20 protein-coding genes and 1 pseudogene are annotated in these 22,431 nt (G+C 63.6%); 8 read left to right on the top strand and 13 right to left on the bottom strand.

Features of this window, described 5'->3' with window-relative positions:
- Positions 1 to 2 precede the first annotated feature (2 nt).
- A complete protein-coding gene (gene dgcN, locus PU133_RS13840; RefSeq protein ID WP_404864544.1) occupies positions 3 to 998 on the bottom strand; it encodes an N-acetyltransferase DgcN in 996 nt (331 codons plus the stop codon).
- Between the two features lie 183 nt (positions 999 to 1,181).
- Here dgcN and PU133_RS13835 point away from each other — a divergent pair, with 183 nt between their 5' ends.
- Entirely contained in the window at positions 1,182 to 2,198 is a 1,017-nt protein-coding gene (locus PU133_RS13835; RefSeq protein WP_404862163.1) for a DUF808 domain-containing protein, read from the top strand.
- A gap of 27 nt (positions 2,199 to 2,225) precedes the next feature.
- Here the strand turns inward: PU133_RS13835 and xseA are convergent, their stop codons facing one another.
- Positions 2,226 to 3,824: an exodeoxyribonuclease VII large subunit gene (gene xseA / locus PU133_RS13830; RefSeq protein ID WP_404862162.1), complete on the bottom strand. Its 1,599-nt coding sequence runs from the start codon at positions 3,822 to 3,824 to the stop codon at positions 2,226 to 2,228.
- 45 nt (positions 3,825 to 3,869) lie between these two features.
- The gene (locus PU133_RS13825; RefSeq protein WP_126010679.1) at positions 3,870 to 4,820 is read right to left on the bottom strand and encodes a LysR substrate-binding domain-containing protein; all 951 of its coding nucleotides are present in this window, start codon (positions 4,818 to 4,820) and stop codon (positions 3,870 to 3,872) included.
- 275 nt (positions 4,821 to 5,095) lie between these two features.
- Here PU133_RS13825 and PU133_RS13820 point away from each other — a divergent pair, with 275 nt between their 5' ends.
- Entirely contained in the window at positions 5,096 to 5,383 is a 288-nt protein-coding gene (locus tag PU133_RS13820; protein WP_164527902.1) for a DUF1127 domain-containing protein, read from the top strand.
- A gap of 114 nt (positions 5,384 to 5,497) precedes the next feature.
- Here the strand turns inward: PU133_RS13820 and PU133_RS13815 are convergent, their stop codons facing one another.
- The 9 genes from PU133_RS13815 to PU133_RS13775 all read right to left on the bottom strand — a co-directional run bounded on the left by PU133_RS13815 (position 5,498) and on the right by PU133_RS13775 (position 13,782).
- Positions 5,498 to 6,304 carry a DUF937 domain-containing protein gene (locus PU133_RS13815; RefSeq protein WP_404862161.1) on the bottom strand — a complete coding sequence of 269 codons (807 nt, stop codon included), beginning with the start codon at positions 6,302 to 6,304 and terminating at the stop codon, positions 5,498 to 5,500.
- 75 nt (positions 6,305 to 6,379) lie between these two features.
- Positions 6,380 to 7,753 carry a glutamate--cysteine ligase gene (locus PU133_RS13810; RefSeq protein ID WP_404862160.1) on the bottom strand — a complete coding sequence of 458 codons (1,374 nt, stop codon included), beginning with the start codon at positions 7,751 to 7,753 and terminating at the stop codon, positions 6,380 to 6,382.
- 155 nt (positions 7,754 to 7,908) lie between these two features.
- Positions 7,909 to 8,646 carry a 16S rRNA (uracil(1498)-N(3))-methyltransferase gene (locus PU133_RS13805; RefSeq protein WP_126010675.1) on the bottom strand — a complete coding sequence of 246 codons (738 nt, stop codon included), beginning with the start codon at positions 8,644 to 8,646 and terminating at the stop codon, positions 7,909 to 7,911.
- Between the two features lie 31 nt (positions 8,647 to 8,677).
- A complete protein-coding gene (locus tag PU133_RS13800) occupies positions 8,678 to 9,304 on the bottom strand; it encodes a hypothetical protein (RefSeq protein ID WP_404862159.1) in 627 nt (208 codons plus the stop codon).
- 1 nt (position 9,305) lies between these two features.
- The gene (locus tag PU133_RS13795) at positions 9,306 to 10,061 is read right to left on the bottom strand and encodes a metallophosphoesterase family protein (RefSeq protein ID WP_404862158.1); all 756 of its coding nucleotides are present in this window, start codon (positions 10,059 to 10,061) and stop codon (positions 9,306 to 9,308) included.
- Between the two features lie 2 nt (positions 10,062 to 10,063).
- On the bottom strand, positions 10,064 to 10,756 hold the full coding sequence (locus PU133_RS13790) for a lactate utilization protein C (RefSeq protein WP_404862157.1): 693 nt from the start codon (positions 10,754 to 10,756) through the stop codon (positions 10,064 to 10,066).
- A complete protein-coding gene (locus PU133_RS13785) occupies positions 10,749 to 12,179 on the bottom strand; it encodes a LutB/LldF family L-lactate oxidation iron-sulfur protein (RefSeq protein ID WP_404862156.1) in 1,431 nt (476 codons plus the stop codon). The genes PU133_RS13790 and PU133_RS13785 overlap by 8 nt, the downstream gene beginning before the upstream one ends.
- Before the next feature lie 2 nt (positions 12,180 to 12,181).
- Positions 12,182 to 12,961, bottom strand: a complete 780-nt coding sequence (locus tag PU133_RS13780) for a (Fe-S)-binding protein (RefSeq protein WP_404862155.1) — start codon at positions 12,959 to 12,961, stop codon at positions 12,182 to 12,184.
- Complete coding sequence (locus tag PU133_RS13775; protein ID WP_126010670.1) at positions 12,958 to 13,782, bottom strand: FCD domain-containing protein; 825 nt, start codon at positions 13,780 to 13,782, stop codon at positions 12,958 to 12,960. Before PU133_RS13775 ends, PU133_RS13780 begins: the two co-directional genes overlap by 4 nt.
- A gap of 169 nt (positions 13,783 to 13,951) precedes the next feature.
- On the opposite strand from PU133_RS13775, the gene PU133_RS13770 reads away from it, so the two are divergent.
- A complete protein-coding gene (locus PU133_RS13770) occupies positions 13,952 to 15,271 on the top strand; it encodes a DUF3422 family protein (RefSeq protein ID WP_404862154.1) in 1,320 nt (439 codons plus the stop codon).
- Positions 15,272 to 15,430: 159 nt separating this feature from the next.
- Here the strand turns inward: PU133_RS13770 and PU133_RS13765 are convergent.
- Positions 15,431 to 16,321: pseudogene (locus tag PU133_RS13765) on the bottom strand (LysR family transcriptional regulator); the annotation flags it as partial.
- 194 nt (positions 16,322 to 16,515) lie between these two features.
- Here PU133_RS13765 and PU133_RS13760 point away from each other — a divergent pair.
- Genes PU133_RS13760 through PU133_RS13740 form a run of 5 tightly spaced genes read left to right on the top strand, consistent with a single transcriptional unit; the run spans position 16,516 to position 22,411 of the window.
- Positions 16,516 to 18,006 carry an FAD-linked oxidase C-terminal domain-containing protein gene (locus PU133_RS13760; RefSeq protein WP_404862153.1) on the top strand — a complete coding sequence of 497 codons (1,491 nt, stop codon included), beginning with the start codon at positions 16,516 to 16,518 and terminating at the stop codon, positions 18,004 to 18,006.
- A gap of 17 nt (positions 18,007 to 18,023) precedes the next feature.
- Complete coding sequence (gene glcE, locus PU133_RS13755) at positions 18,024 to 19,265, top strand: glycolate oxidase subunit GlcE (protein ID WP_404862152.1); 1,242 nt, start codon at positions 18,024 to 18,026, stop codon at positions 19,263 to 19,265.
- Between the two features lie 27 nt (positions 19,266 to 19,292).
- Positions 19,293 to 19,691 (top strand): DUF4870 family protein, encoded by a 399-nt coding sequence (locus PU133_RS13750; RefSeq protein ID WP_404862151.1) that lies wholly within the window; start codon positions 19,293 to 19,295, stop codon positions 19,689 to 19,691.
- Positions 19,692 to 19,702: 11 nt separating this feature from the next.
- Positions 19,703 to 21,028, top strand: coding sequence for a glycolate oxidase subunit GlcF (gene glcF / locus PU133_RS13745; protein ID WP_404862150.1), 1,326 nt, complete (start codon positions 19,703 to 19,705; stop codon positions 21,026 to 21,028).
- Positions 21,029 to 21,055: 27 nt separating this feature from the next.
- A complete protein-coding gene (locus PU133_RS13740) occupies positions 21,056 to 22,411 on the top strand; it encodes an NAD(P)H-dependent oxidoreductase (protein ID WP_404862149.1) in 1,356 nt (451 codons plus the stop codon).
- The last annotated feature ends 20 nt before the right edge of the window (positions 22,412 to 22,431 follow it).

The following is a 22,431-nucleotide window of genomic DNA, read 5'->3' as shown; positions in this document are numbered from 1 at the left end:
GCTCAGACCAGCGCTTCGACGAGCCGGGCTGCGCCGTGACGATAGGGATCGACGGTGGGAAGGCCCATCCGCGCTTCGATGTCATCCAGAAGCCGGCGGGCTTCGTCTTCACCGAGCGCAGCCGTATTGATCGATATGCCCGTAACGACGCAGCCGGGATTGACGATGCGGGCCATTTTCAAGGCAGTGTCGCGCAGATCCTCCAGCGATGGCAGCGTGTAGGAGGGCAGGCCGCGCATATGGGTGCGCGTCGGTTCGTGGCAGAGCACGAGCGCGTCCGGCTGGCCGCCGTGGATCAGCGCCAGCGTCACGCCCGAATAGGACGCGTGGAAGAGGCTGCCCTGACCTTCGATCAGATCCCAATGGTCCGGATCATTGTCGGGCGTCAGCCATTCGACGCTGCCCGCCATGAAATCGGCGACGACAGCATCGAGCGGAACGCCGTCACCGGTGATGAGGATGCCGGTCTGGCCGGTGGCACGGAACGTCGCCTTCCGGCCTCGCGCCGTCATTTCACGCTCCATAGCGAGCGCGGTGTACATCTTGCCGACCGAACAATCGGTGCCCACAGCGAGGCACCGCTTGCCCTTCCTGCGGTCGCCATTCGCGATCGGATAGTCGACGCTCGGCACACGCACGTCGTGCAGTGAGCGCCCGTTCGCTTCGGCAGCGCGCACCAGTTCCGGTTCGTCCGTCAAAAGATTGTGGAGCCCGGAAGCGACGTCGAGGCCGGCTTCGAGCGCCTGGACCAGAACCGCGATCCAGTCCTTTGAGATCACGCCGCCGCGGTTGGCGACGCCGACGACCAGTGTCTTCACGCCAGCCGCCACAGCTTGCTCGATCGTCATGTCGGGCAGGCGCATGTCCGCCTTGCAGCCGGGCAGCCGAAATTGTCCGATCGCATAATCCGGCCGCCAGTCGCGGATGCCCTGGGCAACCTTCGCCGCAAGAGGATCGGCGGCATCACCGAGAAAAAGCAGATAAGGCGTCGCAATCATCGTCATTTCGCAGTCGGCTCCACTATTCATTTGCCTCAAGCCTATCGATGCCCCCAACGCGGCGAAAGAGGGGAAGCTCGCGGCATACAAAATGTCGTTGTCAGGAACGCTCTGGCGTCGCCGGACTTATAGGTTAGATTTCACCTGTTTCTGACCTTCAATTTCACCATCCGTGAGACGCAAATGAGCGGTTTGCTGGCACTTCTCGATGACGTCGCAGCGCTGACCAAGCTTGCGGCGGCGCAATTGGATGACATCACCGCGCAGGCATCGCGCGTCGGCGTCAAGGTCGCCGGCGCCGTGATCGACGATACGGCAAAGGCCGGAGCGAAGTCGCTCGGCGTCGTCGTGGATGACGCGGCGGTTACGCCAAAATACGTCCAGGACCTTCCGGCCGCCCGTGAACTGCCCATCGTCTGGCAAATCGCGCGCGGATCGATCTTCAACAAGCTGGTCATCCTGCTGCCGGCAGCGCTGCTGCTCGACACGTTCGCGCCGTGGCTGATCACGCCACTGCTCATGTTGGGCGGCGCTTATCTCTGCTTCGAGGGCGCCGAAAAAATCCTGCATCTCTTCGCGCCGCATGAAGAGAGGACGGAACACGCTGAGACGATCGATGCCGCACATCTCGAGAAAGAGCGCGTGGCGGGCGCCATCAAGACCGACTTCATCCTGTCTGCTGAAATCATGACGATCGCGCTCGCGGCGATCGAAGCACAAGGCGTCCTTTCGCGTGGCGTGGTGCTTGCGCTTGTCGCCATCGGCATTACCGTACTCGTCTATGGCGCCGTAGCACTCCTCGTGAAGGCCGACGATTTCGGGTTGAAGCTTGCGCAGGTCGGCAGGCTCGGGGTGACCCGATCCGTCGGGCGCGGCATCGTCAAGGGCATGCCGAGCGTGATGACGGCGATCTCCACCATCGGTACTGCCGCCATGCTGTGGGTCGGCGGCTCGATCGTGCTTCACGGGCTCGAAGTGTTTGGGTTCGGCGCGCTCAGCCATGTCATCCACGACATCGCGCATGGCGCGGGCGCGCTCGTGCCGGCGGCTGAAGGCGCGGTCACCTGGATCGTCACTGCAGCGCTGGACGGCGTGTTCGGTCTCGCTCTTGGCTTGCTGCTGGTGCCGGTGGTCACGCGCGTGCTCACGCCGATCGCGAATGCGTTTCGCGGCAAGAAGGAAGCACCCGCCGCGCATTGAGGGGAACGGGTCCGGTCGCGGGAACCGCTAGAACAGCGATCCCTGTTTCGGCTTGACCCCTTCGCCCTCGGATGCAGGCGCTTTTCTGACCAGCTTCCTCGGCGCTGAGCCGTCCAAGGCGAGCGCATCCACAATCCCATCGGCAAATTTCAGCGACAGGCGCTGGCCGGATCCAATCTGTTCCGCAAGCGACAGGGCTTGCCCGGTTTCATCGCGCACGATCGCATAGCCGCGCCTCAGCACATTGTCCGGATTGAGCGAGCCGAGCACGCGCGACTGCTCGACCATCTGGCCGCGCAGGCGCTCGAGCCGCCGCGCCATCGCCCTGTCGGCACGCTCCTGCCGGGTAGCCATCGTCTCGGACAACCGTTCGATGCGCAATTCGATGGGGCGGAGGCTGAGCTGGGCTTCGATCCTTGTCAGGCCCGAGCGCGTCCGATCGAGCCGGCGCTCCACGATGCGCTCGCCCCGGATGATGAGATCCATAACCCGTTGGCGTCGATCCTTGATGCGGGCGTCGAGCGTCGTCGGTGTCAGCCGGCTTGCCCGCGCCTCGAAGGCCCGGCGCTTGTTCAAGGTGTTCAGTTCCAAAGCCCGACCGAGCTTCGCCGACACCTCGTCGAAGTGCCGCCGGGGCAGCGCAAACAGCGTGTCGATCGAGGGCAGGGCGCGCGCCGTCTGCCGCAGCACCTGCCGCCGTTGGTCGAGGTGACGCGACATGCAGCCCGAAAGCCTCGCCGAAAGCTGAGCGAGCCCGGCCTCGAGATCTGCCCTGACCGGCACGGCCATTTCCGCAGCGCCGGTCGGCGTCGGTGCACGGCGGTCGGCCGCATGATCGATCAGCGTCCAATCCGTCTCGTGACCGACTGCTGAAATCAAGGGAATGCTGGAACTCGCGGCCGCGCGCACGACGATCTCGTCGTTGAACCCCCAGAGGTCTTCAAGGCTGCCGCCGCCACGGGCGACGATCAGGACATCGGGCCGCGGGATGGAACCACCGGCCGGCAGCGCGTTGAAGCCGGCGATCGCGTTGGAGACTTCCATGCCCGTGGTCTCGCCCTGAACCCGCACCGGCCAGACGAGCACATGCACGGGGAAGCGGTCACGGATGCGGTGCAGAATATCACGGATGACGGCACCCGTCGGCGATGTCACGACGCCGATGGTCATCGGCATCAAGGGCAAGGCACGCTTGCGCGCATCCTCGAACAGCCCTTCGGCGGCAAGCTTGCGCCGGCGCTCTTCCAGAAGCGCCATCAGCGCGCCGGCCCCGGCGGGCTCCAGCGCCTCGATCACGATCTGATATTTCGACGAGCCGGGATAGGTCGTGACCTTGCCCGTCGCGATCACCTCCATGCCTTCCTCGGGCTTGAAGCGAAGCTTGGCGAAAGAGGTGCGCCAAATCACGGCCTCGATGCGCGAACGATCGTCCTTCAGCGAGAAATAGGCGTGGCCCGAAGAGTGCGGACCGCGATAGCCGGAAATTTCACCGCGCACGCGCACATGGCCGAACGCATCCTCGACCGTGCGTTTGATCGAGCCTGAGATCTCGCTGACGGTGAATTCGGTGAGATTCGTCACGGCCTGAGATGCCGTCGGAGAATCGATATCGAAAAAGTCGCTCATCGCACCATTGCGCCCGGTTGCTTCGAGAGGGTCAAGCGTCGACGCCTACCAGCCCGGCATCAGATGTCCATTGCGCTGGCGCGGGCGCATCTGCACGAAGCCCTGGTCGCTCTCCTCCATGGCGGCGAGCGGCATCGGCGTGATGTTGTCGAGGCTTGCCGAAATGTGCTGGCTGATCGCGTTCATCAGCGATGCCGGAACGCCGGGCCGGCGCATGATGCCGATCTGTGCGGGCGCCAGCGGGGGGAAACCGTCCGCCGGCGAGAGGATACGCATGCCAGGCCGAAGTGCCGCTTCGGGCAGAAGCGATACGGCAAGACCTGCGAGTACCGCAGAGGCGACAACGGTCGAGGACCAGCTGGTGAACAGGATCTGATACTCGCGATTGACCGAATCGAGTGCCGAGCAGGCAAGCTGGCGCCACTGGCAATTGCGCCGTCCGACGGCAAGCGGCAGCGGCGTCGTCTCATGCGCCGTGTGGTTGGCCGAAGACACCCAGTGAAGCGGTTCGGTACGCACCACCTCCGATTGGCGGACGCGCGGATTGTGCGTCACCAACGCGATGTCGAGCTCGCCGCGCGCCATCTTCTCTCCGAGATCATTGGAGGATTCACACACGATATAGAGTTCGACATTCGGGTTTGACTTGGCGAAACGCGCGATGATCTCCGGCAGGAAACGGTCGGCGTAATCGTCCGGCGTGCCGATCCTGAGCAAACCTTCCAGGCGGTTCTCGTCGAACGCGGCAAGCGTCTCCTCATTCAGCCGCAGCATACGGCGCGCATAGATGATCAGCTTCTCGCCGTCTTCCGTCAGGCGGTTGGTGCGCCCGTCCTTGACGAAGAGCGGCTTGCCGATCCGCTCCTCCAGCCTGCGCATCTGCATGGAAACGGCCGACTGCGTCTTGTGAACGCTGTCGGCCGCGCGGGTGAAGGAACCTGCATCGACGATGGCAGCGAAGGTCTTGAGCTGATCGATATCGAGGGGGGCCGGCATGGGCGTCGTCCGCATCATAAAGATTGATGCTTATCATTAGAAACATTCGCTGGAACGATCAATGCGATTCTGCGATCACTCTCAGCGTTCACACTCGTGATCACGGAAAGCCGCCACAACCGACGGGGTCCATTTCAAGAATGGCTCCGCGTCGGGCGGATTTCTGCGGCCTCGAGCAAGCGGACCGGGCACGTCAAGAGAGCACACGCTGCCCGAACGGAAACTGCTCTCCATCATCGGTCGCCGGCTGGAAACCGGCGCGAAGGAGCACTGCCATGAAGACGATCGAAACCCGCCCCGATCTCGATATCGCCCCCGCACGGATCACAACTTCGGTGGTTCTGAAAGCGCTGGCACACCGTCTTCTTGCCGTGTTCCGCGCGCTGCGAAATCGCAAACAGGTCATGTATCTGGAGGACTTCACCGAGGAGCAACTGGCCGATATCGGCCTCACGCGCGGCGATCTCCTGAATTCGCTCGAGCGTCCCTGGTACGACGACCCGTCGCAGCATCTGTCGCGCTCGGCGTGGCAGCGGCGCACGCGCATCCGCTCGCGGGCGTGACGTTTGACGGACGGCCTGCCCCATCCGTCCAGTGCGGTGCTCTCGTTGCCCCGAGAACCGTGCACAGCGCATGCCCCGCACCGAGCGGGGCATGCGTCGTTTTAGGCTTGACCATCAGGTCTGGCGCTTCATGCCATCCAGATATTGGTCGAAGATCTTGTCCATGGACTTGGCGTAGCCGGTCTGTACCTCGCGTCCCGCATCGAACATCTGGCCGAACAAACCGTCCAGCGTAGTCTTCTGGTCGCCAGGCTTCTGCTCAGGTGGCGGTTCGTCTGCTTCCGGCGGCGGCTCGGTGTCCGATGTCCGATACTGGCCGAACATCGTGTCCATCATGTCGTTGAAATTGCCGAACACCGGGTTGTCGAAGGGCGACTTCGGCTGTGGCGTCGGTTCCGGCAGGTCGTCCCGCCCAGCCGCCTGGTAGCGGATCATCTGTTTCAGCATGTCGCCGAAGACGTCGGGGCCGGATGATATCTGGCCTTGCGCGCGCGCCATCTGCTCGTTCGCCTGGGTGTAGAGCCCGCCCATAACCATGGAGGCGAGCACGGGCAGCATCTGCTTGAAGATGTCCTGGCCAATGCCGGTCGCCGATGCCGCCTGCTCCGCAACCCGGCGGCTGAGATCCTTGGACCCGAAAATATGGCCGAGGATGCCGTTGCCTTCCTGCACGCCCTGCGGCGTGAACGCAGCCTGCACGTCCTCGAAATAACGTCGATGGTGACCATCGGCGAGCGCTGACAGAAAGGATGCCATCGGTGCGGATCCGGCGGTATTGCGCTTCAGTCCCGCCGAGAACGCGGGCGCGAGCGCCGCCATCGCCTGCGCGACCTGCGCTTCCGAAAGGCCGAATCGGCGGGCCATCTCTGCGGTGGCATGGCCGTTGGCGGCCTGCTGCATCATGTCGTAGATCGGCATCATCGGCGGTCGTCCTCCCAAACATCTGCTTGGCAGGAACTATAGGCCGAAAGCGCTCACGCCGAAACGGCCGAGGCGTCAGTAGGCGTATTCGTCGAAGACCGGCTCCACCGAGCCATTCCACCGTCCCTTGTAGAGCGACAGCATCTGCCCCGCCGCCGTTTCGCCACGCGCGACGACCTCTTCCAGCGGCGCAAGGAAATGGCTCTCGTCATTGCCTTCGTCGTTGAGGCGGGCGCGGGATTGAAGTCCCTTGCGGGCAATGTCGAGCAGGTCGCGGGAAAGCTGGTGCAGCGAACGTCCGTCGATCTCCGCAGCGAGACCCTGGACCGGTACTGCGTCGCGCAGTGCGTGGACCTGTTCGAACGTCCAGCTTTTCGTCAGCTGTTCCGCCGCATCGAGCGCTCCGCCATCATAGATCAGGCCGACCCAGAAAGCGGGCAGGGCGCAGATGTTGCGCCACGGGCCGCCATCGGCACCGCGCATTTCGAGGAAGCGCTTCAGCCGCACATCCGGGAACAGCGTGGAGAGGTGGTTTGCCCAGTCGCCCATCGTCGGCAGGCCATCCGGCAGCTCGTCCTTCAGAGCGCCATCCATGAACTGTCGGAACGTGACGTGTGTGCAGTCGTGATAGACGCCGTTGCGCGTCACGAAATACATCGGAACGTCGAGTGCCCAGTCCACATAATGCTCGAAGCTGAAGCCCGGCTCGAAGATGAAGGGCAGGAGCCCCGCACGCTGATTGTCCGTATCCCGCCAGATGTCGCCACGCCAGGACAGGAAACCGTTCGGCTTACCTTCGGTGAAGGGCGAGTTGGCGAAGAGCGCCGTCGCGATGGGCTGAAGCTTGGTCGAGACCTGCATCTTGCGGCGCATGTCGGTCTCGCTCGAAAAATCAAGGTTCACCTGGATCGTGCAGGTCCGGTACATCATGTCGAGACCCTGCTTGCCGACCTTCGGCATGTAGTTCGTCATGATGTCGTAGCGCGATTTCGGCATACGCGGCGTCTCGGCCAGCGACCATTTCGGGCTGCCGCCAAGGCCGAGAAAGCGGATGCCGAGCGGTTCGGCGATCTCGCGCAGCTGCGCCAGATGCGCGTTCGATTCCCGGCAGGTCTGGTGGATGGTTTCGAGCGGCGCGCCGGAGAGTTCGAACTGGCCGCCAGGTTCGAGCGAGATCGCGCCCTGGCCGGTCGGCTCGACGAGACCGATGATCTTGCCGGCATCGATGATGGGCTCCCAGCCCAGCATCCGGGTCATGCCGTCGAGCAGCGCCTTGATCGAGCGCTCGCCCTCATAGGGAACGGGCGTGTTGCCATCGATGAAGAAGGGGAATTTCTCGTGCTCGGTGCCGATGCGGAAATCGGTTTCCGGCTTCGATCCGTCTGCGAGATGGGAGATGAGCTCGGCCTTGGAGGCGATCGGCGTCAGGTCAGTCGTGTCGCGTGCCATGAAGCTCTCTGCGGATGTTTTATCTGGGCCGGCCCGATCTTGCCGAGCGGGATGCTCGCTGCTTGAACCAGAAGGCGCGCGGTGCGCAAGCAAAAATCATTGAACCCGCTGTCAACGGATGGAAAGAGGGATAGGCCTTTCGTACGGATTTGGACTCAGCGCCAATCGCCGATCGTCGCCTGCAGCACCGCGAGCGCAGCGACGGCAGCGGTGTCCGCCCTCAGGATCCGTGGCCCCAGCGGAATGGCGGTCACGAAGGGAAGAGCGTGCAGCCTGCGGCGCTCATCTTCCGAGAACCCGCCTTCCGGCCCGACGAGCAGCGCCAGCTGCGTCTCCGTGATCGCGCTGAGCGCCGCGACGGGATTTTGCGTCTCGGCTCCTTCATCGCAGAAGACGATCCGGCGCTCATGGTCCCAGCCGGTGAGCAGCGGCTCAAGCTTCAGCGGTTCGCGAACCTGCGGAATGGCGAGGATGCCGCACTGCTCGGCCGCTTCGCGCGCATTGGCCGCCAGACGCTCCACATTGACGCGGTGAACCTGCGTATGCTGCGTCAAAACCGGCTGTAGAATGCCGGCACCCATCTCCACCGCCTTCTGCACCATGTAATCGAGCCGCCCCTGCTTCAGCGGCGCGAAAAGATAGTGCAGGTCGAGCGGTGCAGGCTGGGGGCGCACCTGCTCGACGGGCACGATCTCCACGCGCTTCTTCGCAGGCTGGGTCAGCGTGCATAGCCATTCGCCGTCACGCCCGTTGAAGACGAGCACTTCCGCGCCTTCGCTGAGGCGAAGCACGTTCAAGAGATAATTCGTCTGGTCCTTGTCGAGCGGCACGGTTTGCTGGTTGGCGAGGGCAGCTTCGACGAAGAGGCGTTGCAGTCTGAAATTGGCGCGCATCCCAACGCCATGCATGAGGCGCGCCGCGAACTCAAGTGCCGTGCGACAGACCCGTTGGGTGGATCACCGGTCGGTAGCCGGCCTCAAGCGCTCGAAGCGTCGACGGCGGCGTCAGGATCACGCCATCGCTTGCGTGCGGGGCTGGATTATCGTGGTATCCATCGAATGACCACCCAAGGAGCTTACCTCCCAGAACCAGACACGGGTATCCCGACACGTCGAGGAAGCTGCCGTCCGGCAAAAAGTGCATATCCCGCAGCGGCAAGCGACGACGCACATTTGCGTCGAGCCGCTCGCTGTGAAGTATAGCGTCGATATCCGGCGCTTTCATCGCCGCCAGCCCGTTGCCCGCCGCAAAAAAGCGGGAGAACTCGATAGCGCGGGCGCGCTGGCATTCGAAGCAGGGTCGATGGCCGGACGCCAGCGCGGTCGCTTCGTCGAGAAAGAAGAGCTCTGTGTAACTCTCGCCCATGACAATCCGGCTTCGACCCTTGAAGTCGCCAAGACAGATGATCCAGGCTCTCGACGCATAGCGACGCTTCGTCAGCGTGCGTGTCGCCGGATCGTGGATCCGGCCGCCGCGATTGCCCATGAAAAGGCCCCGCGCCGAATGAGCATGGATCGCGCCGAACGGATCGACCCGATTCTGGAGCGGCATGTCAGCCTCCGGGTTCACCCTTGGCGCGATGCACGGTGTAGATGCTCTTTGCGTCACCTTCGAGGATCAGCGCGGTCAGTTTCTCGCGCACATAGACGCCGGTATCGATGTTGATCCGGTTTGGCCGCAGGTCAGCTTCCTCCTGCGGCGTATGGCCATGGACGACGATTTTTGGATGCAGCCCCTCGTAAGAGAGAAACTCGCGGCGGATCCACATGAGTGTGTCGGGTGTCTGCGCTTCCAGCGGCACCATGGGCTTGATACCCGCGTGGCAGAAGAAGAAATCGCCAAAGGACACCGAATAGGGTCTCTGCTCGAGAAAGCGTCGGTGCATCGACGGCAGCGCGTTGATGAACTGATCGGCGCTGGCGAGAAAGACGTCATCGCCATCAGTGGCGAGCGTGACACCGTAGGAGCGGGCCGTCTCCTCGCCGCCATTGGTGGCAAACATGCTGGCAGGGTCGGGCTCGCTGAGAAAGTCGAGCATCGCCTGGTCGTGATTGCCGCGAAGCGCGATGATGCGGGCATCCTGTGCCATGCGACCGATGAGAAAATCGAGTACGCCCTTCGAATCCGGCCCTCGGTCGACATAGTCGCCGACATGGACGATCCGCCAGTCTTTCGCGGGCCGAAACCGCAGATCCTCGTCGATGCGCCGGTGCATGGCACGAAGGAGATCCGCATAGCCGTGAACATCGCCGATGGCGTAGATGCGAAGACCATCGGGCGCACGGGCTTCTCCGAGCTCGATCCCCATCGTCAGCCGCCGGAATCAACCACGATGATGTGCAGCGCGCGCGGGCCATGGGCGCCGAGAAGCAGCGTCTGCTCGATGTCGGCCGACCGCGACGGTCCCGTGACGAAGTTGACGACGCGGCTCATCTTGCCCTTGCCGAACATCTGACGCACCCGCCGCCACACCGCCTCCATGTCGCCTTCAATATCGGCGCTATCGATGACGACGAGATGATATTCGGGCAGGAAGTTGATCGTGGTGGGATTGTCGGCACCGGCTGTGAGCACGACGGTTCCGGTTTCGGCCACGCCGGCGATCGCGTGGCTGAGACCAGCCATGTCCAGGCCGTCGCTCGGCCCGTCGACCACGCTCAAGGATGCGGCAGCCTGCCAATCCGCGCTGCGCAGACGCGGATCGCTGCCGATGCGAATGGCCGCAGGGAGATTGCGTTCGCGCAGGTACCGTCCGACGCAATCGGGCAGGGCGGCGTAGCTTGATACCCTTTCCACGGTCGCCTGCACTGCCTCTGCCTTTTCGATGAACAGCGCCTGCCGCGCGTCCTTCGGCAGTTGCCCGCGTTGCGGAACGACGCCGAGCGGCGCATTGCCGAGACGCTCCGAGACCGCCTTGCGGCGGTCCGCATCCGACGTCGTGCGGCTGTTGACGGCGCGGATCCGGTTGAGGATGCCGGCGCGTGCGGTTGCTTGATCAGCCATGGTGTTCAGCCTTTGCACGCGCTGCGTATTGCTGCTGGAACGTCTTGCCTTCCGGCGCCGGCAGGTCCCGATGGACCGTCCAGCCGGATGCCAACGGCAGGCTCTTCAGCCGGTGGCGGTCGCCGCCGAGCTTGGCGATGATTGGCATCGCGATCGACACGGCAGCACGATAGAGCGCCGGCCGCTTGGCGAAAAAGGCCCAGAACCCGAGGCCGAAGCGAGCGGGCTTCGGCGACAATTGGCGCTCGAACTCGTCCTCCCGCCAGTGTCGCATCATCTTCGGCAGCGGGATGCGCATGGGACAGACGGATTCGCAGCGCCCGCAGAAGGTGGAGGCATTCGGCAAATGGCCGGCCTTGTCGATACCGTTGAGCGATGGGGTCAGCACCGCGCCCATCGGTCCCGGATAGACCGAGCCGTAGGCATGGCCGCCGACGGCGTGATAGACCGGGCAATGGTTCATGCAGGCGCCGCAGCGGATGCAGCGCAGCATCTCCTGGTATTCGGTGCCGAGCATGGCGGTGCGGCCATTGTCCAGCAGCACCACGTGGTATTCCTCCGGACCATCCGGGTCTTCTGCGCGCTTCGGGCCGGTGGAGAAGGTGGTGTAGACCGACATTTCCTGGCCGGTCGCCGAGCGTGCGAGCACCCGCAGGATCTGGCTCGTGTCTTCGAGCGTCGGCACGATCTTCTCGATCGAGGCGACGACGACGTGGCAGCGCCCGAGCGTCTGCGTCATGTCGCCATTGCCCTCATTGGTCACGATGACCGAGGAGCCCGTTTCCGCGACGAGGAAATTTGCGCCGGTGATGCCGACATCGGCCTGGAAATAGCGCTGGCGCAGCACCGCACGTGCCTCGGCAAGCAGCGTCACCGGTTCGGTCAGGTCGCGGTCGAGATCCAGATGCGTGTGGACACGGCGGAAATCGGCTTCGACCTGATCTTTGTTCAGGTGAACCGCCGGCGCGATGATGTGGCTGGGATGCTCGCCGCGCAACTGGATGATGTATTCGCCGAGATCGGTCTCGACGGGCTCGATGCCGTGCTCGCTCAGGTAGTCGTTGAGATGGATCTCTTCCGAGATCATCGACTTGCCCTTGGTGACGGTCTTCGCATTGCGCTTGCGGCAGATCTCGAGAATGATCCGGCGCGCATCCTCGGCATTTTCCGCCCAGTGCACGTGACCACCGGATTCGGTCACCCGCTTCTCGTATTCCTCAAGATAGAGGTCGAGATGGGCGAGCGTGTGATCCTTGATCGCCTTTGCATTGTCGCGCAGCGCATCGAATTCGGGCAGGGCTTCGGCCGCCTTCGCCCGCTTCTCGATGAAGTTCTTCTCCACATTGCGCAGCGCCTTTTGCAGCTGCACGTCGGCCAGCGCCTTGACGGAATTCTGCTTGAATTCGTGCGAGGTGAGTTGCATGGTCAGCGTCCCGAACCGGCGATGGGCGGCGTGTCGGTCATGCCGGCCAGCACTTCCGCCACGTGCCGCACCTCTGTCTTCGCGCCCTGGCGCTTCAGCTTGCCCGCCATGTTCATCAGGCAGCCGAGATCGCCGGCAAGCAGCAGATCGGCATCGCTCGCCTCGATATTGGCTGCCTTCTTGGTGACGATGGCGTTGGAGATGTCTGGGTACTTCACACAGAAGGTGCCCCCGAAGCCGCAGCAGACATCCGCATCCTTCAGTTCCTTGAGATCAAGACCGTCGATCGAGCCGAGCAGCGCGCGGGGCTGGCTCCGCACGCCCAGTTCACGCAGTCCCGAGCAGGAATCGTGATAGGTCACGGTCCCGTCGAAAGACCCCGGCACATCCGTCATGCCGCGAATATCGGTTAGAAACGAGACGAGTTCATGAACCTTCGCCGCGAACTCGGCCGCGCGTTTCTCCCAGTGCGGATCGCCTGCGAAGAGCTCCGGATAGTGCTTCTTCAGCATCGCCGCGCAGGACCCGGAAGGCGCGACCACATAGTCGAAGCCCTCGAAGGTCTCGATCACCTGGCGCGCAATGTCGGCGGTATCCTTGCGGTCGCCGGAATTATAAGCAGGCTGGCCGCAGCAGGTTTGCGCGCGCGGCACGTCCACCGTGCAGCCTGCCGATTCCAGAAGCTTGATCGTCGCAAAGCCGACGCTCGGCCGGAAAAGATCCACGAGGCAGGTGACGAAAAGGCCCACCCGCGGCGTGGTGGTGGGGACGTTCAGGCTCACTCGGCGGCCTCCTTGTTGGCGATCATGGCTTGTGCCTTGGCCGCTTTCGGGGCGCGGCGTTGCTTCAGGCGCATGGCGGCGATCTGTTCCCAGTCGTCGACACGCTCGGCTTCTTCCATGGTTTTGGATACGAAATCGATATGGTCCTGCGCCGTCTTGCGGGCGCGGTCGGGATCGCCCGCGATCACCGCTTGGGCGATAGCGCAATGCTGATCGAGAAGAGTGTCACGGGCACCCGGCACTCCGTAGATCAGCGCGCGATTGTAGAAGACGCCGTCGGCGAGAAGCCGGTAGCAGGACCGCAGCGTATGGAGCAGCACGATATTGTGCGCCGCTTCGCCGACAGCATCGTGCAGTTCAACGTCGAGTTCGGCTTCCTCGGCGAAGTCGGCGCGGCCGTGAGCTTCGCGCATCGTGTCGACCAGCGCAGACAGCTGCGCCCGATCCGCAGCGGTTGCCCGCCGTGCCGCAAGCTCCGCCGTCATGCCCTCCATGGCGCGACGATACTCGAGATAATCCTCGGTCGCCCGCCGGTGCCGCCCGATGAGCTGCACGAGCGCCGGCGCAAAGATCTGCCCGACGATATCTGCAACGAAGGTGCCGCCGCCATGGCGTGAATGGACGAGCCCGCGAAGCTCCAGCTCCTTCAGTGCCTCGCGCAGAATCGGCCGGGAGACGTCGAGCTGTTGAGCGAGATCGCGCTCACCCGGCAGGCGATCCCCAGGGCGCAGAACGCTTTCTAGGATGAGCCGCTCGATCTGCAGCACCACGGCATCCGCCGTGCGCGCATGGTCGATGCTCTTGAAAATGTCGGAACTCATGGGATGTCGCTCCGCCGCCCACCGTCGGCACCTAGTCACCGCTGAAACTATCAACTGAGACAGCCAGTGGTCAATAATCTTTGCCAGTTGTGTTTCGGTTCGGCCCCTTGCTCAATCGCGCAGCGACGCCGATAGTGCACCGTGGGTTCGTGGTCTCGAGGGTGCTGAGTTGAGCAGGGGCAGTTTTGGTTTTCCGGTCGCACCGCAGCGTGCCAAGGCGCTCGGCGAGATCCACGCGCGCCCATCGCCGCTTCTGGAAACGCCCCGCGTCATCGTTCAGCTGGCCTTCATGACCGATGGCGGGGCGAGCGTCGACCACGCCGTTCTCGCTGACCTGATCCGAGCCCGTGGCCTGTCGGCACCGCAGAAGGATGCCCGGCATCACACCTTGTCCTGGGGGCAGGGCATGCTGCGGTGGGAGCGCCACACGGAGTTTTCCACTTATGCCTGGGAAGGGCCAGTGCCGGATCGCTTCGATGGCGATCTCGTCGGCCATCCCTTCGGTGACGGCTTCAATCCCCCGGGCAGCCTCATTTCCGGCGTTCGGCTTGAAATCCGCAAATGGACCGATGAGGAGGAAGCACAGGCAATTCGCATCTTCGATCCGTCGAGCCTCTGCTATTCGCTGGTGGAAGACGGGCGCGCTGCGGCGCTGACCGATTTCCGGCAGGACAAGGATGGGCTGACCCGCATTCTCGTGCTCGACAAGGGTTTGTCGCCGGCGCGAGCAGGTGCGCTGACGCAGCGCCTGATCGAGATCGAAACCTATCGCACGCTTGCCATGCTGGGCTTGCCGCAGGCCCAGACCCTGTCGCCGGAAATCCGCCGCATCGAAGACAGGTTGACCGAGATCACGCAGAAGATGCGGGAAAACGCGCGCGAAGACGCAGACGCGATGCTGACGGACATCACGCGTCTTGCCGCTGAACTTGAAGCGAATGCCGCAGCCGGGCTCTACCGTTTCGGTGCGAGCCGCGCCTATGACGGCATCGTGCTCGAGCGCATCAAGGCGCTGCACGAGCAGGCGGTGCCCGGCTACGACACCTGGGGCGCATTTCTGGAACGCCGCGTGGCGCCCGCAATGCGCACCTGCCGGTCGGTGGAAGAACGCCAGGTCAATTTGTCGCGCAAGCTGGCGCGTGCCACGCAGCTCCTTCGAAGCTGGATCGACGTGGAGCTCGAAAAACAGAACTCGGCGCTGCTGCATTCCATGAACCGCCGCGCAAAACTGCAATTGCGCCTTCAGCAGACGGTCGAAGGGCTCTCGGTCGCAGCCATCTCCTATTACGTCGTCGGGCTCGTTTCCTATCTCGCCAAGGCCCTGTCGGATCTTGGCTTGCCGATCGACCCTGCTCTGGTGACCGGTTTATCCGTGCCGGTCGTCGTGCTGGTCATTTTCCTGATTGTGCGCGGCATTCGTCAGCATCATCGCCGTGAAGACGAAGACGCCGCCAAGGGCAAAGCCTCTGACGGCGACTACGAAATCTGAGCGTTTCGAATTAAGCCGCGAAAGCTACTCGGCCGCGGCCTTATCCTTGGCGTGCGCCGCGGCAGCCTGTTCCGTGGCCTTGGCGGCCGATGCGGCCTCCGCCTGTTTCACGGCATTCTTCCGCAGCGCCGCAAGGTCGGCCACTTGTGGTTTTGGGAGGTCCCAGTAGGGCGTCGGTCCGAACAGGGCCGCAAGAAAATCGATGAAGACGCGGATCTTGGCCGGCAGGAACCTCCGGCTCGCATAGACCGCATGGATCGCAACGTTCCGCGATCCTTCGTAGTCGGGCAGAACGCGGACAAGCCGGCCGCTCGCCAATTCGTGACCGATATCCCATGTCGACCGAAGGGCGATTCCCACGCCGCCGATGACGCATTCGCGCACCACTTCGGACGAATTGGTCGCAAGCGGCCCGAGCGGCCGGTAGATCAGCGCGCCGTCGGGTCCCTCCATCTTCCAGGGCTCGCTGTTGTGCGACGGGATGCAGACGTGACGATCGAGCTCGCCGATCTTCTTCGGCTCGCCCATCCGTTCGATGTAATCGGGAGAAGCGCAGAGAATGCGCTGCACAGGCGCGAGTTTGCGCGCGACAAGGCTCGAATCCGACAGTTCGGCAATTCGGATCGCCACGTCATAGCCGTCGCCGACAATGTCGACGAACTCGTCCGACAACACCAGATTGACGGCGAGATCCGGGTTGGCCTGCATGAAGCTGTTGATGTGGGGCGCAATGTGCATGCGTCCGAACGAAGTGGGCGCGGATACTTTGAGCGTGCCGCGGGCAAGTGCCGAACGTCTGGAGACGAAGGCTTCGGCCTCCTCGATCCCGGCCAGAATGGCCAGAACGCGCTCGTAGAAGCCATGCCCGGCTTCCGTCAGTGAGATCTGCCGCGTGGTGCGCTGCAGAAGTCGCGTGCCCAAGCGATCTTCGAGGCGACGCAGTCGTTTCGATACCACGGCCGGCGAGAGACCGAGTTCTCGACCGGCAGACGACATGCTGCCAGCTGCGACGACGCGTGCAAATATTTCAAGATCGCCCAGATTGTTCATCGCATCCTCGGCTGACGGCCCCCAACTCGACCCCGGATTTGTGGAGCCAATCAAGTGTTACGCATCGCTTCACGGATTGGATTTCGACCTTCGCAGTATTCGCGCGAAAGCATCCTTGCGGCCGATTGCGGATGCCCTGGATTGTCTGGTAAACAAAATAGACCACACGCGGGAACCTAAACGGGAGATCACCCATGCTCAAGATGCCGGAGCCGGATGCGGACGTCCTGGCGCGCCGCAAGAGCATCGTTGCCGATCTACGCGATATCGTGCCGGGCGAGGGCGTGGTCGATGCCACCAACGAGATGCGCGCCTTCGAAACCGATGCGCTGACGGCCTACCGACAGATGCCGCTCGTCGTCGTCCTGCCGGAGACCGTGGAGCAGGTGAGCCGCGTACTGCGCTATTGCCACAAGAACGGCATTCGCGTCGTTCCGCGCGGCTCGGGCACGTCGCTGTCCGGCGGTGCGTTGCCGCTTGCCGACGCCGTGCTTCTGGTCATGTCGCGCTTCAATCGGGTTCTGGACATCGATTACGCCAACCGCGCGGTCGTCGTGCAGCCCGGCGTCACCAATCTCGGCATTACCCATGCGGTGCAGGACGAAGGCTTCTATTATGCGCCGGATCCATCGTCGCAGATCGCATGTTCCATCGGCGGCAACATCGCCGAAAATTCCGGTGGTGTTCACAGCCTGAAATACGGGTTGACCACCAACAATGTGCTCGGTCTGGAAGTCGTTCTGATCAACGGAGACATAGTCCGGCTCGGCGGCAAGCACCTTGATTCCGAAGGCTATGACCTGCTGGCCCTGATGACCGGCTCCGAAGGTCTGCTCGGCGTGGTCACGGAGGTCACCGTGCGCATTCTGCAGAAGCCGGAAACGGCGCGCGCAGCGCTCATTGGCTTCCCGACTTCCGAAACCGCCGGCCAATGCGTGGCCGACATCATCGCTGCCGGCATTATCCCAGGCGGCATGGAGATGATGGACCGGCCGGCGATCCACGCCGCCGAAGACTTCGTTCACGCGGATTATCCGCTGGATGTCGAAGCGCTGCTGATCGTGGAACTGGATGGGCCCGAAGCCGAAGTCGATTTCCTGCTTGCCGAAGTCGAGGCACTGGCGCTTCGCAACGGCGCGACGACGATCCGCGTATCGAAGAGCGAAGAGGAGCGCGCCACTTTCTGGGCAGGCCGAAAAGCCGCCTTCCCATCGGTCGGCCGCATCTCGCCCGATTATCTTTGCATGGATGGCACGATCCCGCGGAAAGAACTGCCGCGCGTTCTGGCCGGCATGCGGGAGCTCTCGGAGATCCACGGCCTTCGCGTCGCCAATGTCTTCCACGCCGGTGACGGCAACCTTCATCCGCTGATTCTCTACGATGCCAACAAGCCGGGCGAACTGGCCGCTGCTGAAGCGTTCGGTGCCGATATCCTGCGGCTTTGCGTCAAGGTCGGCGGCGTCTTGACCGGGGAGCATGGTGTCGGCGTCGAAAAGCGTGACCTGATGCCGGAGATGTTCAACGAGATCGACCTCGACCAGCAGATGCGGGTCAAGTGCGCCTTCGACGAAAAGCATCTTCTCAACCCGGGCAAGGTATTCCCGCAGCTGCGCCGCTGCGCCGAACTCGGCCGCATGCATGTGAGCGCCGGCGCGCTGCCGTTCCCAGACATTCCGCGGTTTTGATGATGGCAGCCGGACAGGTGACTATGAAAAGCGGCGATCCTCATCTTCGCCCCGCGACCGAAGACCAGGTGCGCGACGCCGTCGCCTGGGCCGCGGCGGAAAAGACGCCGCTCGAGATCGTCGGCCAGGGGTCAAAGCGCGCGATCGGCCGGCCGATGCAGACGGCGGAAACGCTGTCGCTCGCCGATCTGAATGGACTGACGCTTTACGAACCCGACGAACTGGTGCTGGCCGCCTGGGCCGGGACGCCGCTCGTCGAAATCGAGAAAGTGCTTGCCGAGAACAACCAGCGCTTCGAATTCGAGCCGATGGATTATGGGCCGCTTCTCGGCGAAGAGCCGGGCAGGGGCACGATCGGCGGCATGCTGGCGGCCAATCTCGCCGGGCCACGCCGGCTGAAGGCGGGAGCGGCGCGCGATCATGTGCTCGGCATCCGCTGCGTCACCGGGCGGGGCGAGATCGTCAAATCGGGCGGCCGCGTCGTCAAAAACGTCACCGGTTACGATCTTTCCAAGGGTCTCGCGGGTTCCTGGGGAACCCTTGCCGTGCTGACCGAAGTGACCATGAAGGTGCTCCCGCGCGCGCAAACCGAAGCAACCTTGGTGTTGTTCGGGCTGACCGACAGCGATGCGACTGCCGCGATGTCGCTCGCCATGGGATCGAGCGGCGAGGTGGCGTGCGCTGCCCATCTGCCGGAAAGCGTAAAGGGGCGCTTCATCGACGGTCAGTTGCCGCGTGCCGCGACGGTGCTGCGGCTCGAAGGCTTCGGTCCGTCAGTCGACTATCGTTTCGAAAGGCTCGCACAGCTGCTGGCGCCATTCGGGCCGACCGAAAGGCTCGATGACGCTCAGTCACGCCAGCTCTGGCAGGAAGTCCGAGATGTGAAGCCCTTTGCCGATGGCACGATGAGGCCTGTCTGGCGCGTTTCCGTCGCGCCGATGGAAGGCCATGCGCTGGTGGCAGCGTTGCGGCTCAAGGCCGGGATCGATGCCTTCTACGACTGGCAGGGTGGCCTTGTCTGGCTGCGCATGGAGGCGGGCGCCGATGCGGTGGGCCTGCGCCAGGCGATCCGCGCGGTCGGCGGAGGTCACGCAACGCTGGTGCGGGCCGCGCCGGAATTGCGTCGCTCGGTGGACGTGTTTCAACCGCAGCCCGGTCCGCTTGCGGCTCTATCTGCACGTCTCAAGGCCGAGTTCGATCCGATCGGCATCCTCAATCCGGGTCGCATGGCCGCGCTGAAGGCGCCCGAGCCTGCGTGAGCGACAAATATTGAAAGGCAGACATCGATGAGCTTGCACGAGGAAGGCCCAAGAACGCCGCTGCCCGGTGGCAGCCCACCCAATGGCGGCGGATGGTTCGAGCCCGGCAAGAACAACATCATGTTGATCTACGGCCTCTATCTCGTCAGCGCCATTGTCGGCGTCACGGCGTTCGTCGGCCTGATCATGGCCTATATGAGCCGCGGCACCGCGCAGCCCTGGGCTGAGACGCATTACACATGGGCGATCCGCACCTTCTGGATCGGCGTTCTCTACACCATCATCAGCTCTATCCTGGCGCTCGTCGCGATCGGCTTCCTGCTGATGATTCTCGTCGCAATCTGGGCAATCGTTCGCATCATCGCAGGCCTGCAGAAAGCATCGCGCGAGGAGCCGATGCCCAATCCGCAGAGCTGGCTTTTCTAGGATTCGCTGCTTTGGAAACGAAATTCTCTGCCGCCCAGCTTGCCGATCCCGGCGTCGCCGAATCGGAAAAGATCCTGCGCAAATGCGTCCACTGCGGCTTCTGCACCGCGACGTGCCCGACCTATGTGACGCTTGGCAACGAGCTCGATAGCCCGCGTGGTCGGATCTACCTGATCAAGGACATGCTGGAAAACGATCGGCCGGCCGACAAGGAGATTGTGACGCATATCGATCGTTGTCTCTCGTGCCTTGCCTGCATGACCACGTGCCCTTCGGGCGTCAATTATATGCACCTCGTCGATCATGCCCGCGTCCACATCGAGAAGACCTACAAGCGGCCGCTGATGAACAGGCTGACGCGCCAGGTGCTCGCTGCCGTGTTGCCGTATCCCGCGCGCTTCCGGCTGGCGCTGAACGCGGCGCGGCTCGGCCGTCCGCTGGCGCCGCTCTTCGATTCGGTGAAGCCGCTGAAGCCCTTTGCCGCCATGCTGCGCCTGGCGCCCTCGTCGGTGCCCGGCAAGTCCAAGTCCGCGGAGCCGGGTGCGCGGGCCGCCACCGGTACCCGCCGTGGCCGCGTGGCGATCCTCACCGGATGCGCCCAGCCGGTCCTGAAGCCGTCCATCAACGAAGCGACCATCCGGCTTCTTACGCGCCTCGGCATCGAGGTCGTGGTGCCGGAAGGCGAAGGCTGTTGCGGCGCGCTGGTGCATCATATGGGGCGCGAGGAAGCGGCGCTCGAATCGGCAAGGCGCAATGTCGATGTCTGGACGCGCGAGATCGAGCGGGGGCTCGACGCGATCATCATCACCGCATCCGGCTGCGGCACGACGATCAAGGATTACGGCTACATGCTCCGGCTCGATCCGGCCTATTCGGAAAAGGCGAGAATCGTTTCGGAGCGGACCAAGGACATCACCGAATATCTGATGACGCTCGCGATCCCCGCGGTCGCGGCACCCGAGCCGCTGACGGTGGCTTATCATTCGGCCTGCTCCATGCAGCACGGCCAGAAGATCACGCGCCAGCCGAAGGACCTTCTGAAGGCGGCAGGCTTCATGGTGAAGGACCCGCCCGAAGGTCATCTGTGCTGTGGGTCGGCCGGCACTTACAACATCATGCAGCCGGAAATTTCGGCCCGACTGAAGACGCGCAAGATCGCCAATATCGAGAAGACGCGGCCGGATGTCGTGGCGACCGGCAATATCGGCTGCATCACCCAGATCGCAAGCGGCACGGCCATTCCCGTCATCCATACGGTAGAGCTTCTGGACTGGGCCCATGGCGGGCCGAAGCCCGCCGGCCTTGCCGCCACACGGACGCTGGAGGCGGCTGAGTAACATCCAAAACGCCCGGGGAGGACAACCATGAACCTATACGCCAAGCTCTGCCGCAGGGCAGAGGAGGGCCGGCCCGTTCGCGTCGGCCTCATCGGGTCTGGAAAATTCGGCTCGATGTTTTTGTCGCAGGTTCGAACCATCCCCGGCATGCACCTGATGGGCATTGCGGACCTGTCGGCCGAGCGTGCCCGCAAGGCGCTTGAGGCAACCGGTTGGGATGCCGATTCGGCGATGGCTCAATCCTTCGACGACGCCCGGTCCTCCGGCCGCACGATGATCACCGAGGATACGCAAGCCCTCATTGCGGCCAATGGGCTGGATGTGGTGGTCGATGCGACCGGCAATCCCGCCGCCGGCGTGCGGCACGCGCTGCTTGCCGCCGAGCATGGCCGACACATCGTCATGGTCAATGTCGAGGCGGACGTGCTCGCCGGCCCTTTGCTGGCCGAGCGGTTCCGCCGCGCCGGGCTCGTCTACGCCATGGCCTATGGCGACCAGCCGGCGCTCGTCTGCGAAATGGTGGACTGGGCCCGCACCTGCGGCTTCCGGGTCGTGGCTGCCGGCAAGGGCACCAAATATCTGCCCGAGTACAGCCGCTCCACGCCCGACACCGTCTGGGGCCATTATGGAATTACGCCGGAAGATGCTGCCAAGGGCGGCATGAACCCGCAAATGTTCAATTCCTTCATCGACGGCACGAAATCCGCGATCGAGATGGCGGCAATCGCCAACGCGACGGGCTTGGCTGCGCCTGAAGACGGCCTTTCTTTCCCGCCCTGCGGGGTTCACGATCTCGCCGATATCCTGAAGCCGAGCGCCCAAGGCGGGCTTTTGGAAAAGAGCGGCATGGTCGAGGTGATCTCGAGCGAGGAGCGCGATGGCCGCCATGTCGTCGGCGATCTGCGCTGGGGCGTCTACGTGACCTTCGAGGCCGAGGACGAGGGCGCACGCGGTGACTATGCGAGGCGCTGCTTCAAGGAATATCAGGTCGCGACCGACCGGTCCGGCCGTTACGCCTCGCTCTACCGACCATCCCATCTGATTGGGCTCGAACTTCCCGTCAGCGTTGCGTCCGCCGCGCTGCGCAACGAGCCGACCGGCGAGCCGGTGAGCTTCTCAGCCGACGTCGCCGCCGTTTCAAAGCACGCCTTGAAGGCCGGCGAAATGCTCGACGGGGAGGGTGGCTATACCGTTTGGGGCAAACTCATGCCGGCCGAGCGCTCGCTCGCCTTCGGCGCGCTTCCGATCGGTCTTGCCCACGGCGTGAAACTCACCCGCGACGTCGCCGCCGGCGCAGTCGTCACATGGGCGGATGTGTCGATCGAGGACAGCCAGGCCGTCCGCATTCGCCGCGAGATGGAATCGGCCTTCAACCGACCGTGAGGGTGGTGCGGCGGAGTCCC

It is taken from the genome of Georhizobium sp. MAB10, from assembly GCF_045012825.1.
GTDB lineage: Bacteria > Pseudomonadota > Alphaproteobacteria > Rhizobiales > Rhizobiaceae > Georhizobium > Georhizobium profundi.
Note: the sequence above shows the minus strand (reverse complement) of the source record. Positions and strands in the feature narration are given on the sequence as shown.